The 17,580-nt window shown below is 72.1% G+C and carries 11 protein-coding genes; 9 read left to right on the forward strand and 2 right to left on the reverse strand.

What is annotated here, in order from left to right; genetic code table 11:
• Positions 1-138: 138 nt before the first annotated feature.
• Both ACFXDE_RS33040 and eccCa read right to left on the reverse strand, forming a co-directional pair.
• Positions 139-1,545 (reverse strand): APC family permease, encoded by a 1,407-nt coding sequence (locus ACFXDE_RS33040; RefSeq protein ID WP_380444492.1) that lies wholly within the window; start codon positions 1,543-1,545, stop codon positions 139-141.
• Between the two features lie 466 nt (positions 1,546-2,011).
• Positions 2,012-5,953 carry a type VII secretion protein EccCa gene (gene eccCa / locus ACFXDE_RS33045; RefSeq protein WP_380498222.1) on the reverse strand — a complete coding sequence of 1,314 codons (3,942 nt, stop codon included), beginning with the start codon at positions 5,951-5,953 and terminating at the stop codon, positions 2,012-2,014.
• 290 nt (positions 5,954-6,243) lie between these two features.
• Here eccCa and eccD point away from each other — a divergent pair, with 290 nt between their 5' ends.
• From eccD to ACFXDE_RS33090, 9 genes are all read left to right on the forward strand, one after another.
• The gene (gene eccD / locus ACFXDE_RS33050) at positions 6,244-7,686 is read left to right on the forward strand and encodes a type VII secretion integral membrane protein EccD (protein ID WP_380498223.1); all 1,443 of its coding nucleotides are present in this window, start codon (positions 6,244-6,246) and stop codon (positions 7,684-7,686) included.
• 183 nt (positions 7,687-7,869) lie between these two features.
• Positions 7,870-8,160 (forward strand): 30S ribosomal protein S15, encoded by a 291-nt coding sequence (gene rpsO / locus ACFXDE_RS33055; protein ID WP_030311414.1) that lies wholly within the window; start codon positions 7,870-7,872, stop codon positions 8,158-8,160.
• Positions 8,161-8,614: 454 nt separating this feature from the next.
• Positions 8,615-10,822: a polyribonucleotide nucleotidyltransferase gene (locus ACFXDE_RS33060; RefSeq protein WP_380444489.1), complete on the forward strand. Its 2,208-nt coding sequence runs from the start codon at positions 8,615-8,617 to the stop codon at positions 10,820-10,822.
• 120 nt (positions 10,823-10,942) lie between these two features.
• Positions 10,943-12,295, forward strand: coding sequence for a M16 family metallopeptidase (locus ACFXDE_RS33065; protein ID WP_380444488.1), 1,353 nt, complete (start codon positions 10,943-10,945; stop codon positions 12,293-12,295).
• 28 nt (positions 12,296-12,323) lie between these two features.
• Positions 12,324-13,070, forward strand: a complete 747-nt coding sequence (dapB, locus tag ACFXDE_RS33070) for a 4-hydroxy-tetrahydrodipicolinate reductase (RefSeq protein ID WP_380498224.1) — start codon at positions 12,324-12,326, stop codon at positions 13,068-13,070.
• Positions 13,071-13,095: 25 nt separating this feature from the next.
• Positions 13,096-13,575, forward strand: a complete 480-nt coding sequence (locus ACFXDE_RS33075; protein ID WP_380498225.1) for a hypothetical protein — start codon at positions 13,096-13,098, stop codon at positions 13,573-13,575.
• Positions 13,572-14,303, forward strand: coding sequence for an FAD-dependent thymidylate synthase (thyX, locus tag ACFXDE_RS33080; RefSeq protein WP_380444485.1), 732 nt, complete (start codon positions 13,572-13,574; stop codon positions 14,301-14,303). The genes ACFXDE_RS33075 and thyX overlap by 4 nt, the downstream gene beginning before the upstream one ends.
• A 240-nt stretch (positions 14,304-14,543) precedes the next feature.
• Positions 14,544-15,443: a 4-hydroxy-tetrahydrodipicolinate synthase gene (dapA, locus tag ACFXDE_RS33085; RefSeq protein ID WP_380498226.1), complete on the forward strand. Its 900-nt coding sequence runs from the start codon at positions 14,544-14,546 to the stop codon at positions 15,441-15,443.
• A 171-nt stretch (positions 15,444-15,614) separates the two neighbouring features.
• Complete coding sequence (locus ACFXDE_RS33090; RefSeq protein WP_380444483.1) at positions 15,615-17,300, forward strand: ribonuclease J; 1,686 nt, start codon at positions 15,615-15,617, stop codon at positions 17,298-17,300.
• Positions 17,301-17,580 lie beyond the last annotated feature (280 nt).

Below are 17,580 nucleotides of genomic sequence, written 5' to 3' on the forward strand. Positions count from 1 at the left end.
ACGTGCGCCTTCTTCACCGTCGCGTTGGTCTGCTCGCCGCGCTTGATGTCGCGGATGTCGCGCTGCGTCATGATCTTCTGGGAGATCGGGTAGAGCTCGTTGCCCTCGGAGTCCCGCGCGGTGGGGGAGGGGTGGGGGTCAGGCCTGCTGCTGGTCCTCGGGGAGGCTGATCACCCAGCGGGAGTCCTGCCGGGGGCGCAGGTAGAACAGCCAGTAGAGGGTCGCGGCGGCGGTGATGCCGCCGGTCCAGAGCAGGGGCTCGGTGTCCAGCTGGGTCATGACGTAGACCAGGACGGCGATCAGGACCACCGGGACGCCCGGCCACAGCGGCATCCGCCAGGCGGCGGCGTGCTTGTGGTGGCCGCGGCGGGAGAGCAGCGCGGCGACCGCGACCAGCAGGTACATCGCGGTGACGGCGACGCCGGTGATGTTGCTGAGCAACTGGCCCTTGACGAAGCAGAGCGCGGCGCCCGGCAGGCCGACGGCCAGGGTGGCGATCCACGGGGAGCCGAAGCGCCCGAGGGTGCCGAAGGCCTTGTTGACCGGCCCGGGCCAGGCCTTGTCGCGGGCGGAGGCGAACAGCACGCGGGAGTTCTGGATGACCATGACGATGCCGGCGTTGATGATGGCCAGCGCGATGCAGAGGCTGATGAAGGTGCCGACCGCCGAGTTGCTCCAGGCGGTGACCATGCCCGAGATGTCGCCGGCGGCCAGGGTCTGCAGGTCGGGGGCGCCCATGGTGATGGCGGCGACCGGGATCAGGATGATGGCGCTGGAGAGGCCGAGCGTCCAGAGCACGGTGCGCGAGACGGTGCGGCGGGGGTTCTCCAGCTCCTCGGAGAGGTAGACGGCGGTGGAGAAGCCCTGGGTGACGAAGAGGGCGATGCCGAGCGCGCCGATGATGGCGCCGATGCCGACGGTGGTGGTGGCGCCGTTGTCCCCGGCGACCACGCCGTGCAGCAGGCTCGGGTGGTCCGGGTTGGTGTGGGCGAAGCCGAGCACCGACACGACGCCGGCTGCGACGACCTCCAGCACCAGGAAGACGCCGGTGATCCAGGCGTTGGCGCGCAGGTCCAGCAGGCCGGCCAGGGTGGCGGCCAGCATGACCGCGGCGCCCGCGATGGGCTTGTCGACGTGCAGGACGGGCGCCAGGTAGTCGGCGGTGCCGAGCGCGATGACCGAGGGGACGATCATCACCACGATCAGCGACTGGATGAAGACCAGCCAGCCGGCCAGCCGTCCGGCCAGCGTGCCGACCATCGCGTACTCGCCGCCGGCGCTGGGGATCAGCGTGCCGAGCTCGGAGTAGCAGAACGCGACGGCGACGCAGAGCACCGAGCCGATCGCGATGGTGAGGGCGGTGGCGCTGCCGATGCTGGAGAACAGCTCCGGCACGATCACGAAGAGCGTGGAGGCCGGGGTGACGCAGGACAGCGTGAGCAGCGTGCCGCCCACGACGCCGATGGAGCGCTTGAGCTGCTGGGGGGCGACTGTCTCGTGCGTAGTGGGGGCTACGTCGAGTGGCTGGCGAAGCGTGTCGGTCATGTGGCTTCCGATCGGCTCTGTGCGGTCCTGGGATGGGAGCGGTATCGCCTCCGCTGGCTGGTTGCTCGGGTCTTGGTCCGGTCGCTCCCGGGCCGCAATGGAACCTTGGGCGTAATGATTGCGTCAACGCCGGAACTGCTTCGGAATCCGTTGCGCGGAACGGCATAAACATGCGATCCGATGATCACGTACGGTCATTGCGAGGATTGTCCGACTTGTTACCTCTGCCGCATTGCACTTGAATCCAAGGTAAACAGGATGTTGAAAGCATCCTTTCGAAGGCTGCACTCCGATCCGATGCCGGTACGCCCAGGCGCCCCGAAGCGGCCCCGCAAGCCCCGCGCGGGGTGCGGGAACCGCAGCCCCGCGCCGGAAAGATCTAGGTAACGTTTCAACACCTGGGACGCCGGGGTGCGCCGAGGGGCCGGACCCGAGCGGGCCCGACCCCTTTGGTCACCGTCCGTCACTACTCGGCGGGCAGCCACCCCGTCTGGACCAGCTGTCCGCCGGTCGCCCGCCGCGACACGTACAGCCCGCGGCCCGGCGGCAGCGCCTGCGGCTTGACCGTCCCCAGCAGCGCCCCCTCGTCCCGGTTGCCGGAGAGGACCACGCCCTGCCCGCCGAGCTCGCGCAACCGCTGGAGCACCGGCTCGTACAGTGACCGGCCCGCGCCGCCCGCGCTGCGCGCCACGATCACCCGCAGCCCGATGTCCCGGGCGAACGGCAGGAACTCGGCCAGCGGCGTCAGCGGGTTGCCCGAGCCCGTCGCGACGAGGTCGTAGTCGTCGACGATCACGAACATGTCCTTGCCGCGGTACCAGCTGCGGTCGCGCAGCTGCTCGGCGGTGACGTCCGGCCCCGGCAGGCGGCGCGAGCAGGCGCCGCGCAGCATGTCGACGACCTTCGTCAGCGCGGGCTGCGTCGCCGCGTACTCCACCTGGTACTCGCGGGGGACGGTCCCCAGCAGCGCGCGCCGGTAGTCGGCGACGACGATGCCGGCCTGTTCCGCCGTGTACCGCTCGGTGATCTGCTTGACCAGCATCCGCAGCAGCGCGGACTTCCCGGACCGGGTGTCGCCGAACACGATGAACAGCGGGTCCGTCTCGAAGTCGACGAAGACCGGCGCCAGTTCCGCCTCGTCCACGCCGAAGGCCACCCCGCGCTCGGGGTGCTCGAAGCCCTTCGGCAGTCCGTACCCGTCGAGGACGGCCGGCAGCATCCGCACCCGCGGCGCGTGCGGGCCGGTCCAGGCGCCGGCGACGGCGGCGACGAGTGCGGCCACGCCGTCCTGGAGGTCGTCCACCGCGGACGAGCCGTCGATCCGGGGCAGTCCGGCCAGGAAGTGCAGCCGTTCCGGGGTGACGCCGCGCCCGGCAAGCGCGGGGACGTTCTGCGCGGTCCGGCGGTCCACCTCCGACTCCATCGGGTCGCCGAGCTTGAGCTCGGTGCGGTTCTGCAGCAGGTCCTTGAGCGCCGGGCGCACCTCCGCGTAGCGGGCCGCCGTGATGACGAGGTGCACGCCGTAGCCGAGGCCGCGCTGGGCGATGTCGGCGATCACCGGCTCCAGCGCCTCGAACTCCTGCTTGAAGGTGTTCCAGCCGTCGATCACGAGGAACACGTCACCGAAGGCCTCGTCCGGGAGCCGCCCGGCCGCCCGGCGGGCCCGGTAGGCCGCGATGGTGTCGATCCCGGCGGCCCGGAACAGCTCCTCGCGCCGGTTCAGCACGCCGTGCACCTCGGAGACCGTCCGGCGCACCTCGTCGACGTCGAGCCGCCCGGCCACCCCGCCGACGTGCGGCAGCCCGGCCAGTGCGCGGAAGCCGCCCGCGCCGAGGTCCAGCAGGTAGAACTGCACCTCCAGCGGGGTGTGGGTGAGCGCGAACGCGGCCACCGCGGTGCGCACGGCCGTCGACTTGCCCGAGAGCGGGCCGCCGACCACCAGGCCGTGCCCGGCCGCCCCGGCGAAGTCGAGCTCCAGGACGTCCGTCCGCTGCTCGCGCGGCCGGTCGACCACGCCGATCGGCACCCGCAGCCGGCCCGCCGGGTACCCGGGCGCGCCCAGCCCGCGCTCCGGCACGGCCTGCAGCGGCGGCAGCAGCCGGTCGAGGCCCGGCGCCGCGCCCAGCGGCGGCAGCCACACCTGGTGCGCGGCCGGGCCCTGGCCGGCCATCCGCCGCACGAAGACGTCGAGCACGGTGTCGGCCAGGGCGTCGTCCTGCTCGGGGGCCCGCGCCTCCTCCTGCCCGGCGGGCTCCGGCAGCTCCACCTCGGCCGCGGTGAACAGGACCGGCCGCGTGCCGGCCCGCTGCTCGCCGGCCGCGTGCTGCTGCCCCGGCGCCCGGTAGGGGCCCGAGACGTACGCGGCCTTGAACCGCTCCATCGCGTCCTCGCCGAACTTGAGGTAGCCGACGCCCGGCACCGGCGGCAGGTGGTAGGCGTCCGGCGCGCCGATCGCCGCCCGCGACTCGGCCGCGGAGAAGGTCCGCAGACCGATCCGGTAGGAGAGGTAGGTGTCCAGGCCGCGCAGCTTGCCCTCCTCCAGACGCTGCGAGGCCAGCAGCAGGTGCACCCCCAGCGAGCGGCCGATCCGGCCGATCTGGATGAACATCTCGATGAAGTCCGGCTTGGCGGTGAGGAGTTCGGAGAACTCGTCGATGATCAGCACCAGCGAGGGCAGCGGGTCCAGGGCCGCCCCGGCCGCGCGCGCCCGCTCGTACTCGTGGATGTTGACGTAGTTGCCGGCCCGGTGCAGCAGCTCCTGGCGGCGGTGCAGCTCGCCCTCGATCGCGTCCCGCATGCGGTCGACCAGGGTGAGCTCGCCCTCCAGGTTGGTGATGACGGCCGAGGTGTGCGGCAGCTCGGCCATGCCGGCGAACGTCGCGCCGCCCTTGAAGTCGGCGAGGACGAAGTTCAGCTCCTCCGAGGAGTGCGTCATCGCGAGCGCCAGCACCAGCGTGCGCAGCAGCTCCGACTTGCCCGAGCCCGTCGCGCCGACGCACAGGCCGTGCGGGCCCATGCCCTCCAGCGCGGCCTCCTTGATGTCCAGGAACACGTGCTCGCCGCCCGCGCCGACGCCGATCGGCACCCGCATCCGCTCGTGCCGGCCGCGCGGGCGCCAGCCCCGGGAGACGTCGAAGGAGCCCGGGTCGCCGGAGTTCATCAGGTCGGTGAAGTCGAGGTCGGACAGCAGCGGCTCCTCGTCGCCGCCGGCCGGCATCCGGTACGGCGCCAACTGCCGCGCCAGCGCCTCGGCCTGCCGGGCCGAGAGCAGGTCGGGCGTGCCGGTGTAGGCGGCCCCGGAGGCCGAGCGCAGCTCGATGGCGGTGGGCCGGACGGTCGCCATCAGGTGCCCGCTCGGCTCGTCGAGCTCGCCCGGGACGACCTCGATGACGGTCACCCCCTGCACGCCCTCCGGGCTCGCGAGCAGCGAGTCGTGCGGCACGCCGGCGCCGTCCATCACGACGACGACGTGCGGCTGGTCCGGCGGGGCGGCGGCGTCCCGGTCGAACCGCTGGCGCCCGGCGAGCTCGTCCTGGAGCAGCAGCTCCAGCTCGCCGAGCCCGGTGGCGGTCAGCCGGCGCGAGCCGGCGCCGTCGGTCTCCTTGCGGTGCTGGTTGTGCGGGAGCCACTTCGTCCACTCCCACTCCCCGGCCGCGCCGGGCGCCGCGGCGACCGCCACCAGCAGGTCCTCCGGCGAGTGCAGGGTGGTCAGCTGGGCGATCATCGCCCGCACGCTGCCGTACACCGAGTCCGGGTCGCCGCACACCGTGACGTGGTAGAAGGCGCGCAGCGACACCGCGAGCGGGAGGTCCTGGAGCGTGCCGTGCGCGTTCAGGAAGGACTTCATGGCCGCCGCCGACAGCGGTTCCAGCTCGTCCGCCGGCGCGGTCCGCGGTGCCACCAGGGGAGTGGACAGCTGCACCGGCCCGAGGCCGACCCGGATCTGCGCGAAGTCCGCGTCCCCCGAGCGGCGTTCCCACAGCCGGCGCCCGCCCGCGACGACCGCCCACAGCTGGTCCGGCGCCGGGTTGAGGAACAGCAGCGCGCCGCGCTGGCGCTCGGCGGTGCGGCGCACCGCGCGCCGCGTCTGCTGGAGGTACTTGAGGTAGTCGCGCCGGGCGTCGGACGTCGCGGTGGAACCGCCCCGGCGGGCCCGGACGATCTGCGCGAGCACCATGCCGACCGTCGAGGCGATCATCAGCCCGCCCATGATCCGCATCGGCCCCTGGGAGCCCGGCGCGAAGAAGAACACCGCAGAGCCGCCCATGCCCAGCATCGGCAGGACGCTCGACACCCAGTCCTCGCCGCCCTGGCGCGGCAGTTCGGGCGGAGCGACCAGCTCCACCGGCTCGTCCGGCACCGGGGGCGGATAAGCCCTGGCCGCACGCCGCACCGTGATCACACCCATGTGCCCCCCCACCCCTAGGCGCCGGTACACCGGAGGCGGCCGCCCGGCACGTCCGCCGGGCGCGGCGTCAGGGCGCCCGACGGTACCGGTCGCACCCGTACTCTCGGCACGGGTAGGGTAGCGCCGCGTCAACTCGTGTGTACGCCGGGTAGGTTCGCCCCGGCGTCGGGACAGGGGGGAACGTCCAGTGCGTGGAACGACCGGGGTGGTCGCATGAGCGAGCCCCGCGAGCTCATCAGGAGCAGGTGCACGTGGGTGAATGCCCCTGCCGGGCGAAGCGAGGCGGGTGCGTGAACGCCGTAGCGACGGGTTTCGCCCGGGTCACCGTCGTCACCCCGGACCGCCGGATCGACGTCGCCCTGCCGGAGGACCTCCCCCTCGCCGACCTCTACCCCGACGTCCTGCGCCTGGCCCGCGCCACCCAGCCCGACGGCGTCCCCACCGGCTTCCACCTGGTCCGCCGGGACGGCGCCGTCCTCGACGGCGGCCTGTCGCTGGCCGCCCAGCAGGTCCGCGACGGCGACCTGCTCACGCTGCGTCCGTTCGCCGAGTCCCTCCCGCCGGCCGTCTACGACGACGTCGCCGACGCCATCGCGGGCGCCGTCCCGGCCGACCACCGCTTCTGGAGCCCCGAACTCACCCGGGCCTTCGGCCTCACCGGCGCCACCGTCCTGCTCGCGCTGCTCGGCCTCGCCCTGTGGTCCGCCGGCCCGCACCACGACGCGCACGGCCTGCCCGGCGTCCTCGCCGGCGTCACCGCCGTCGTCCTCACCGCCCTGGCCGGCGTCCGCGCCCGGGTCTACGGGGACGCCCCGGCGGCGGTCGCGCTCGGCCTCGGCGCGTTGCCGCACGCCCTGATCGCCGGGACCGGCCTGCTCGCCGCCGCCCGGCCCGGGGACGGCCCCGGCCGGCTGCACTTCCTGGCCGGCTGCGTCGCCGTCCTCGTCACCGCCGTCCTGCTGGCCGCACTGCTCCCCGAACGCGACGCGGTGTTCGTCGCCGCCGCCCTCGCCGCCGCCGCGGGCGCCCTCGCCGCCTTCGCCGCCGTGCTGCTGCCCGGCACCCCGGCCCACCGCATCGCCGCCGTCACCGGCGTGGCCGCCGTCGCCGCCATCGGCTTCCTGCCCGGCCTCGCCGCCCGCTTCGCCCGCCTGCCCGTCGGCTACGCCGCCCCCGGCCAGGCCCGCGGCGGCGAGGCGGACGACGAGGACCGGGCCGAGACCGTCCGGTACGAGCGCATCGCCCGGCAGGCCCGGCGCGGCCACGAGGTCCTCGTCGGCCTGGTCGGCGGCTGCGCCGCGGTCGTCGCCGGCGCCTGCGCGCTGCTCGGCTTCACCGACGCGGCCTTCCCCGAACTGCTCGCGCTCGCGCTCGGCCTCGCCGTCCTGCTCCGCGCCCGGCTGTTCCGCTACACCGCCCAGGTCCTCGCGCTCACCTCGGCCGGCCTGCTCGGCCTCGCCCTGCTGATCGCGGGCCTGTCGCTGCACGCCCGGCAGTTCGCCGAGGGCGCCGCCCCCGCCGACGCCGACCTGCGCACCGTCTGGCTGACCGCCGCCGTCGCCCTCGGCGCCGCCGTGCTCACCGCGACCGCGCTCGTCGTGCCCCGGCTCGGCGTCTCCCCCTTCTGGGGGCGCGTCCTCGACCTCGTCGACGGCCTCGCCCTGCTCTCCCTCGTCCCGCTCGCGCTCGCCGTCCTCGACGTCTACCGCCTGGTGCGCGGGGCCACCGGCTGACCCGCCCCGGCCCCGCCGGCCGCCCGCGTGGGCGGCGCTGGTACGCTTGGCCTTCGAGCGCAGCCGTGTGTCCGCCCCCAGGGTGCGGAGGAAGCGGCCGGCGCCCGCGTTACGACACCGAGTTCTCGATGAGTCCTGTGCCGTAGACCAGGACCGCTCGGTTCACCTCGTTAAGGAGTTGCAGTGGCTCTCGCCTCTGACATCAAGAAGCAGATCATCGCCGAGTTCGGCCAGAAGGAGGGCGACACCGGCTCCCCCGAGGTTCAGGTGGCCATGCTCTCCCGCCGCATCTCGGACCTGACCGAGCACCTCAAGACCCACAAGCACGACCACCACTCGCGCCGTGGCCTGCTCATCCTGGTCGGCCAGCGCCGCCGCCTGCTGCAGTACCTGGCCAAGAAGGACATCGAGCGCTTCCGTACGCTCGTCGACCGCCTGGGCATCCGTCGCGGTGCCGCCGGCGGCGCCCGCTAAGACCGCCGCTCGGGGCGGCTCCCCACACCGGGGAGCCGCCCCTCGCGCGTATGCCGCGGTCGTTCGGCCGCGGCGCCCGGACATAACAACTCGCGCGCACCTCCCCAGGTGGCCGAGGATTGCACCGTAGGGTTGTGGGCATGCCGGGTGATGGCGCACGAGACGCCATCCAGGCAGAAGGACCCCAACCCCCCGCGGGCCGAAGGCTTCAAACGGAAGCCGCCCGCATCCGAGAGAGCGTCCAGACGCGGACCGCCCGCGCGGCCCGGCAGCCGTGAGGCGCCGGTCCTCGGTAGTGGCCCCCGGAAGCCCCGCAGTCGAGCGGGACCCGCCGGAGGCTTCGATCGAAGACCGGCCCGACTGCCGCCCCTCCTGACAGGAGGGCACAGGGCCCACCGGCAGGCAGGACGCGGGGACGCTCTCCCGGAGACGTACGAAAGAGGAGATCTTCCAGGTGGAAGAGAACGTGTTCTACGCCGAGGCCGTCATCGACAACGGCTCCTTCGGCACCCGTACCATCCGCTTCGAGACCGGCCGCCTGGCCCGTCAGGCCGCCGGCTCCGCCGTGGCCTACCTGGACGACGACACCATGGTGCTGTCGGCCACCAGCGCGTCCAAGCAGCCGAAGGAGCACTTCGACTTCTTCCCGCTGACCGTGGACGTCGAGGAGCGGATGTACGCCGCGGGCCGCATCCCCGGCTCGTTCTTCCGTCGCGAGGGCCGGCCCTCCGAGGACGCGATCCTCACCTGCCGCCTGATCGACCGCCCGCTGCGCCCGTCCTTCGTCAAGGGCCTGCGCAACGAGGTCCAGGTCGTCGTCACCGTGATGGCGCTCAACCCCGACCACCTGTACGACGTGGTCGCGATCAACGCCGCCTCCGCCTCCACCCAGCTGGCCGGCCTGCCGTTCTCCGGCCCCATCGGCGGCGTGCGCGTCGCGCTGATCAACGGCCAGTGGGTGGCCTTCCCGACCCACAGCGAGCTGGAGTCGGCCGTCTTCGACATGGTCGTCGCCGGTCGCGTCCTGCCGGACGGCGACGTCGCGATCATGATGGTCGAGGCCGAGGCCACCGACAAGACCATCAAGCTGGTCGAGGGCGGCGCCGAGGCTCCGACCGAGGAGGTCGTCGCCTCCGGTCTGGACGCCGCCAAGCCGTTCATCAAGGTCCTGTGCGCCGCCCAGGCCCAGCTGGCCGCCCAGGCCGCCAAGCCCACCGGCGAGTTCCCGGTCTTCCTGGACTACCAGGACGACGTGCTCGCCGCGCTGACCGCCGCCGTCAAGGACGAGCTGGCCCAGGCCCTCACCATCGCGGGCAAGCAGGAGCGCAACAACGAGCTCGACCGCGTCAAGGCGCTCGCCGCCGAGAAGCTGCTCCCCGAGTTCGAGGGCCGCGAGAAGGAGATCAGCGCCGCCTACAACGCGCTGACCAAGAAGATCGTCCGCGAGCGCGTCATCAAGGACAAGGTCCGCATCGACGGCCGCGGCGTCACCGACATCCGCACCCTGGCCGCCGAGGTCGAGGCCATCCCGCGCGTCCACGGCTCCGCCCTGTTCGAGCGCGGCGAGACCCAGATCCTGGGTGTCACCACGCTGAACATGCTCCGCATGGAGCAGCAGCTCGACACGCTCTCCCCGGAGACGCGTCGCCGCTACATGCACAACTACAACTTCCCGCCGTACTCGGTCGGCGAGACCGGCCGCGTGGGCTCGCCCAAGCGCCGCGAGATCGGCCACGGCGCCCTGGCCGAGCGGGCCATCCTGCCGGTGCTCCCCACCCGCGAGGAGTTCCCGTACGCCATCCGCCAGGTCTCCGAGGCGCTCGGCTCCAACGGCTCCACCTCGATGGGCTCGGTCTGCGCCTCCACCATGTCGCTGCTGAACGCCGGTGTGCCGCTGAAGGCCGCCGTCGCCGGCATCGCCATGGGCCTGATCTCCCAGGAGATCGACGGTGAGACCCACTACGTCGCGCTGACCGACATCCTCGGTGCCGAGGACGCGTACGGCGACATGGACTTCAAGGTCGCCGGTACCCGCAACTTCATCACCGCCCTCCAGCTCGACACCAAGCTGAACGGCATCCCGGCGTCGGTCCTGGCCGCCGCCCTGAAGCAGGCCCGCGACGCCCGCCTGCACATCCTCGACGTGATGAACGAGGCCATCGACTCCCCGGACGAGATGTCCCCGAACGCGCCGCGCATCATCACCATCAAGATCCCGGTGGACAAGATCGGCGAGGTCATCGGCCCCAAGGGCAAGATGATCAACCAGATCCAGGAGGACACCGGCGCCGAGATCACGATCGAGGACGACGGCACCATCTACATCGGTGCCGCCGACGGCCCGGCCGCCGAGGCCGCCCGCACCACGATCAACCAGATCGCCAACCCGACCATGCCGGAGGTCGGCGAGCGCTACCTGGGCACCGTGGTCAAGACCACGACCTTCGGTGCGTTCGTGTCGCTCATGCCGGGCAAGGACGGCCTGCTGCACATCTCGCAGATCCGCAAGCTCGCCGGTGGCAAGCGCGTGGAGAACGTCGAGGACGTGCTCGGCGTCGGCGCCAAGGTGCAGGTCGAGATCGCCGAGATCGACCCGCGCGGCAAGCTCTCCCTGATCCCGGTCATCGAGGGCGAGGAGGCCGGCGAGGCCGCTTCCGAGTGAAGCGCCGCTAGCTGACCCCTTGCGGCCCGTACGCCTCCCGGCGTGCGGGCCGCACCCTGTTGTCCCCCCGCGTTCGTACGCGTGTCCTCAGAACGCGCGTTTCCTCTGGAGGTACCCCCCGTGGCCCAGGCCCCGGCCGCGAAGCAGCGCCCCGGCACCACCCGGACCCTGCTCAAGGGCGCCGACGGCGCCGGCACCGTGCGCCGCACCGTGCTCCCCGGCGGCCTGCGGGTCGTCACCGAGACCCTGCCGACGGTGCGCTCCGCCACCTTCGGCATCTGGGTCGGCGTCGGCTCGCGGGACGAGACCCCGCAGCTCAACGGCGCCACCCACTACCTGGAGCACCTGCTCTTCAAGGGCACCGAGCGGCGCAGCGCGCTGGACATCTCGGCCGCCCTGGACGCGGTCGGCGGCGAGATGAACGCCTTCACCGCGAAGGAGAACACCTGCTACTACGCCCGGGTCCTCGACACCGACCTGCCGCTCGCCATCGACGTGGTCTGCGACATGCTCACCGGCTCGCTCATCCGCGCCGAGGACGTCGAGGCCGAGCGCGGCGTCATCCTCGAAGAGATGGCGATGGCCGAGGACGACCCGGGCGACGTCGTCCACGACCTGTTCGCCAAGGTGATCTTCGGCAGCGGCCCGCTCGGCCGCCCGATCCTCGGCACCCAGGAGACGATCAGGACGCTCACCCGGGACCAGGTCGCCGGCTTCTACCGCCGCCGCTACCGGCCCGAGAACCTCGTCGTCGCCGCGGCCGGCAACCTCGACCACCGCAAGGTGGTCAAGCAGGTCGAGGAGGCCTTCGCGCCGGTGCTCGCGGCCTCCGCCGCCGCTCCCGCCGAGGCCCGGCGCGGCGTCAAGGCGCTGCGCACGGCCGGCCGGGTCGAGGTGCTCAACCGCTCCACCGAGCAGGCCCACCTGGTGCTGGGCGTGCCCGGGGTGCCGCGGCACGACGAGCGCCGCTGGGCGATGGGCGTGCTCAACGCGGCCCTGGGCGGCGGGATGAGCTCCCGGCTGTTCCAGGAGGTCCGGGAGAAGCGCGGGCTCGCGTACTCGGTGTACTCCTACTCCTCGTCCTACGCGGACAGCGGCCTGTTCGGCATCTACGCCGGCTGCCAGCCCAAGCGGGTCGAGGAGGTGCTGCGGATCTGCCGCGCCGAGCTGGCCAAGGTGGTCGCCGAGGGCATCACCGAGGAGGAGCTGCAGCGCGCGATCGGCCAGATCTCCGGCTCCACCGTGCTCGGCATGGAGGACACCGGCTCGCTGATGAACCGGATCGGCAAGGCCGAGCTCAGCTACGGCCACCACCTGTCGGTGGACGACATGCTGGCACGGATCGCCGCGGTGACCCTGGACGACGTCCAGGCCGTCGCCCGTGATGTGCTGGGCGCGTACCGGCCGTCGCTGGCGCTGATCGGCCCGGTCAACGACAAGCGGGCCGCCAAGCTCGCCGATCTGCTGGTCTGAGACCGGCTGGTGTGAGAGGAACTTCGCTATGACGCTGCGTGTCGCCGTGATCGGCGCCAAGGGCCGGATCGGCTCCGAGGCCGTCAAGGCCGTCGAGGCCGCGCCGGACCTGGAGCTGGTGGCCGCGCTCGGGCGCGACTCCGAGCTGGAGGAGCTGACCGGGGCGGGAGCCCAGGTGGCGGTCGAACTGACCCACCCCGACTCGGTGATGGGCAACCTCGACTTCTGCCTGCACCACGGCATCCACGTGGTCACCGGCACCACCGGCTGGACCGAGGAGCGCCTCGCCACCGTCCGCGGCTGGCTGGCCGAGGCCCCGGAGCTCGGCCTGCTGATCGCGCCGAACTTCTCCATCGGCGCGATCCTCGGCATGAAGTTCGCCCAGACGGCGGCCCGCTACTTCGAGTCCGTCGAGGTCGTCGAGCTGCACCACGACCGCAAGGCCGACGCGCCCAGCGGCACCGCGACCCGCACCGCCCAGCTGATCGCCGCCGCCCGCGCCGAGGCCGGCCGCCCGCCGCAGCAGGACCCGACCACCCACAGCCTGCCCGGCGCGCGCGGCGCCGACGTCGACGGGGTGCCGGTGCACGCCGTCCGGCTGCGCGGCCTGCTCGCCCACCAGCAGGTGATGTTCGGCGACACCGGCGAGACGCTCACCATCCGGCACGACTCGCTGCACCACAGCAGCTTCATGCCGGGCATCCTGCTGGGCGCCCGCCAGGTGGCCGACCACCCGGGGCTGACCTTCGGCCTCGAACACTTCCTGGACCTGTGACCGTGCCGACCCCCGGGAGTGTGCGATGACCTCGCGTACCGGCTTCTTCGTCCTCGCCGGCGTGCTGCTGCTGGTCGCGCTGATCTGCATCGGCGAGGGCGTCCAGCTGGTCGCCACCGGCAAGCCGCTCGGCATCGGCATCGGGCTGTGCGCCTTCGTCATCCCGGTGATCGGCGTCTGGTTCCTGCGCCAGACCGTCCGCTTCGGCCGGGACAGCGAGCGGCTCGCCCGCGAGCTGGAGGCCGAGGGCGGCCTGCCGGTGGACGAGCTGGAGCGCACCAAGGGCGGCCGGATCGACCGCGCCTCGGCCGACGCGGTGTTCGCCCGCCGCCAGGCCGAGGCCGAGGCCGCGCCGGGCGACTGGCGGGTCTGGTTCCGGCTGGCGGTGGCGTACGCCGACGCCGGGGACACCCCGCGCGCCCGCAAGACCATGCAGCACGCCATCCGGCTGCACCACCAGCACGACCGGCACGACAGCACCGAACCCGTGAGGAGCAACGCGTGAGCGACGAAACGACGGCCCCCCGGTTCCGCAGCGACGTCACGGTGGAGCTGGTCCGCAGCGCCGCCGCCGACTCGGACGTCATCTGGGCGGCCCGCGTCTCGACCGCGGGGGAGCAGTCCCTGGAGGCGCTCCAGCAGGACCCGGAGAAGTCGAAGGGCCTGATCAACTTCCTGATGCGCGACCGGCACGGCACGCCGTTCGAGCACAACTCGATGACCTTCTTCATCAGCGCGCCGATCTTCGTCTTCCGCGAGTTCCACCGCCACCGCAGCGGCTGGTCCTACAACGAGGAGTCCGGCCGCTACCGCGAGCTGGAGCCGGTCTTCTACGTCCCCGCCGAGGAGCGCAAGCTCGTCCAGCAGGGCCGCCCCGGGCGCTACGAGTTCGTCGAGGGCACCCCGGAGCAGCACAAGACCGTCACCGAGTCGATGGAGGCGGCCTACCGGGAGGCCTACGACCGCTACCAGGAGATGCTGGCGGCCGGCGTGGCCCGCGAGGTGGCCCGCGCGGTGCTGCCGGTCGGCCTGTTCTCCTCGATGTACGCGACCTGCAACTCCCGTTCGCTGATGCACTTCCTGTCGCTGCGCACCAAGCGGGAGAACTCGGCCGTGCCGTCCTTCCCGCAGCGCGAGATCGAGATGGTCGCCGAGCGGATGGAGGCGCAGTGGGCGCAGCTCATGCCGCTCACCCATGCGGCCTTCGAGAAGCACGGCCGGGTCGCGCCCTGACCTGCGGCGATGAGCATATGGGCAGAGTGTCGGGCATGTCTGGATTGCGGCTTTTCTGGTCGCTCCCTACATTCGTGAACACGGATTCCGGTGCTGCCTGAACCCCCGAGCACGCAGCACCGGAATCCCATGTCACCGCCGTGTCGCCGCCCGTTCCGGCCGCCCAGCGCCGCCGGACACCTGTCCGAACCCTGGACCGGTGTGGTAGCCGCCCCACCGCCTACGAGTAGCTTTGGACGCATGGCTCCGACCTCCACCCCCCAGACGCCGTTCGGCCGGGTCCTGACCGCGATGGTCACCCCGTTCACCGCCGACGGCGGACTCGACCTCGACGGCGCCCAGCGCCTCGCCACGCACCTCGTCGACTCCGGCAACGACGGCCTCGTCGTCAACGGCACCACCGGTGAGTCCCCGACCACCAGCGACGCCGAGAAGGCCCAGCTCGTCCGTGCCGTGGTCGAGGCGGTGGGGGACCGCGCCCACGTCGTCGCCGGCGTCGGCACCAACGACACCCACCACAGCACCGAACTGGCCCGCCAGGCCGAGTCGGCCGGAGCGCACGGCCTGCTCGTCGTCACGCCGTACTACAGCAAGCCCCCGCAGGAGGGCCTGTACCGGCACACCGTGCACATCGCCGACGCCACCGGGCTGCCGGTCATGCTGTACGACATCCCGGGCCGCAGCGGGGTGGCCCTGGGCCACGAGACGCTGGTGCGCCTCGGCGAGCACCCGCGGATCGTCGCCAACAAGGACGCCAAGGGCGACCTCGGCGCCGCCGCCTGGGCCATCGCCCGCTCGGACCTCGCCTGGTACTCCGGCGACGACATCCTCAACCTGCCGCTGCTGTCGGTCGGCGCCGCCGGCGTGGTGAGCGTCGTCGGGCACGTGGTGTCCGGCGAACTGCGTGCGATGATCGACGCGTACCTGACCGGCGATGTGGCCAAGGCCACGGCGATCCACCAGGGTCTGCTCCCGGTCTTCAGCGGTATCTTCCGCACCCAGGGCGTCATCCTCACCAAGGCCGCGCTGGGCCTCCAGGGCCTGCCCGCCGGCCCGCTGCGGCTGCCGCTGATCGGCGCGACGCCCGAGGAGATCGCGCAATTGAAGAAGGATCTCGCCGCAGGCGGGGTACACCTGTAACAGACAAAGACGTGCGCGCCCCGGCTCGCCGGACCCTCACGGGACCGCCGCTGGACCGGACCGAAGGCGCGAGAGCACAGACCCAGTAGGAACACACGACACTGAGTACGCACGCCATATGTCTCCGGGGGAGGACCCCGGGCATATGGCGTGCGTCGTGAGGAGAGTCTTTTGAGTCACCCGCACCCCGAACTCGGCGCGCCGCCCGCCCTGAAGGAGGGCGCCCTCCGTATCACTCCGCTCGGCGGCCTCGGCGAGATCGGCCGCAACATGACGGTCCTCGAATTCGGGGACCGCATCCTGATCGTCGACTGCGGCGTCCTCTTCCCCGAGGACGAGCAGCCCGGCGTGGACCTGATCCTCCCGGACTTCAGCTACATCCGGGACCGGCTCGACAAGGTCGACGGCATCGTCCTCACCCACGGGCACGAGGACCACATCGGCGCCGTCCCCTTCCTGCTCCGGGAGAACCCGGACATCCCGCTGATCGGCTCCAAGCTCACCCTCGCCCTGATCGAGGCCAAGCTCGCCGAGCACCGCATCCGGCCGTACGTGCTGGAGGTCAAGGAGGGCGAGCGCGAGCGCATCGGCCCCTTCGACTGCGAGTTCATCGCCGTCAACCACTCCATCCCGGACGCCCTCGCGGTGGCCGTGCGCACCCCGGCCGGCATGGTCGTCGCCACCGGCGACTTCAAGATGGACCAGCTGCCGCTCGACGGCCGCCTGACCGACCTGCCGACCTTCGCCAAGCTGGCGGAGGAGGGCATGGACCTGCTGCTGGTGGACTCCACCAACGCCGAGGTCCCCGGCTTCATCCCGCACGAGCGGGACATCTCGGCCGCCCTGCGCAACGTCTTCGCCAACGCCGACAAGCGCATCATCGTCGCCTCCTTCGCGAGCCACGTGCACCGCATCCAGCAGGTGCTGGACGCCGCGCACGAGTACAAGCGCAAGGTGGCCTTCGTCGGCCGCTCGATGGTCCGCAACATGGGCATCGCCCGCGACCTCGGGTACCTCAAGGTCCCCGGCAACATGGTCGTCGACGTCAAGCAGCTCGACGACCTGCCGGACAAGGAGGTCGTGCTGATCTGCACCGGCTCGCAGGGCGAGCCGATGGCCGCGCTGTCCCGGATGGCCAACCGCGACCACCAGATCCGCATCGTCGAGGGCGACACCGTCGTCCTGGCCTCGTCGCTCATCCCGGGCAACGAGAACGCCGTCTACCGCGTGATCAACGGCCTGACCCGCTGGGGCGCCAAGGTCGTGCACAAGGGCAACGCCAAGGTGCACGTCTCCGGCCACGCCTCGGCCGGCGAGCTGCTGTACTTCTTCAACATCTGCAAGCCGCGCAACCTGATGCCGGTCCACGGCGAGTGGCGCCACCTGCGGGCGGCCGCCGACCTGGGCATCGCCACCGGCGTGCCGCGCAACCGCGTGGTCATCGCCGAGGACGGCGTCTGCGTCGACCTGGAGAACGGCGTCGCCCGGATCGTCGGCAAGGTGCAGGCCGGGTACGTCTACGTGGACGGCGCCTCGGTGGGCGACATCACCGAGGCCTCGCTCAAGGACCGCAAGATCCTCGGCGAGGAGGGCTTCATCTCGGTCTTCGTCGCCGTCGACTCGGCCAACGGCAAGATCGTGGGCGGCCCGACCATCCAGGCCCGCGGCTCCGGCATCGAGGACAACGCGTTCGGGCCGGTCGTCGCCAAGCTCCAGGAGGCCCTGGACCGCTCGGCGAGCGACGGCGTGATCGAACCCCGCCAGGTGCAGCAGCTCGTCCGCCGCACCATCGGCAAGTGGGTGGCGGACAACTACCGCCGCCGGCCGATGATCCTGCCGGTCGTCGTCGAGGTCTGAGCCCCCTGAGGCTGGTTTGACGTGGGGCGGCCCGGTGCGTAATGTTCTCCGGGTTGCCCCACGGGACGGCCCCAAGGAAGCCCTCGAATTCGAATTCGAGAAGGACCGAGGAAAACGGCCCGAGAAACTCTGGTAGAGTTCGGGAGCGCCGAAAGGCAAAAGCCGATTGGATGAAAGAAACTCCGGGAAAACGGAGCGGAAAACATCTGATAAGCTGGAAACACGAAAGAACGAAGCGCCCGGAGGGCCCGCTGGAAGGCGGCTCGAAGGAAGCGTCCGT

Origin of the sequence: Kitasatospora sp. NPDC059408, assembly GCF_042751525.1 — a bacterium.
GTDB lineage: Bacteria > Actinomycetota > Actinomycetes > Streptomycetales > Streptomycetaceae > Kitasatospora.

What these genes read in the sequence shown, in the direction of transcription:
- ACFXDE_RS33040 (WP_380444492.1), bottom strand. Translation starts at nt 1,545, where the DNA reads ATGACCGACACGCTTCGCCAGCCACTCGACGTAGCCCCCACTACGCAC.
- ACFXDE_RS33075 (WP_380498225.1), top strand. Translation starts at nt 13,096, where the DNA reads ATGACCTCGCGTACCGGCTTCTTCGTCCTCGCCGGCGTGCTGCTGCTG.
- dapA (WP_380498226.1), top strand. Translation starts at nt 14,544, where the DNA reads ATGGCTCCGACCTCCACCCCCCAGACGCCGTTCGGCCGGGTCCTGACC.
- eccCa (WP_380498222.1), bottom strand. Translation starts at nt 5,953, where the DNA reads ATGGGTGTGATCACGGTGCGGCGTGCGGCCAGGGCTTATCCGCCCCCG.
- dapB (WP_380498224.1), top strand. Translation starts at nt 12,324, where the DNA reads ATGACGCTGCGTGTCGCCGTGATCGGCGCCAAGGGCCGGATCGGCTCC.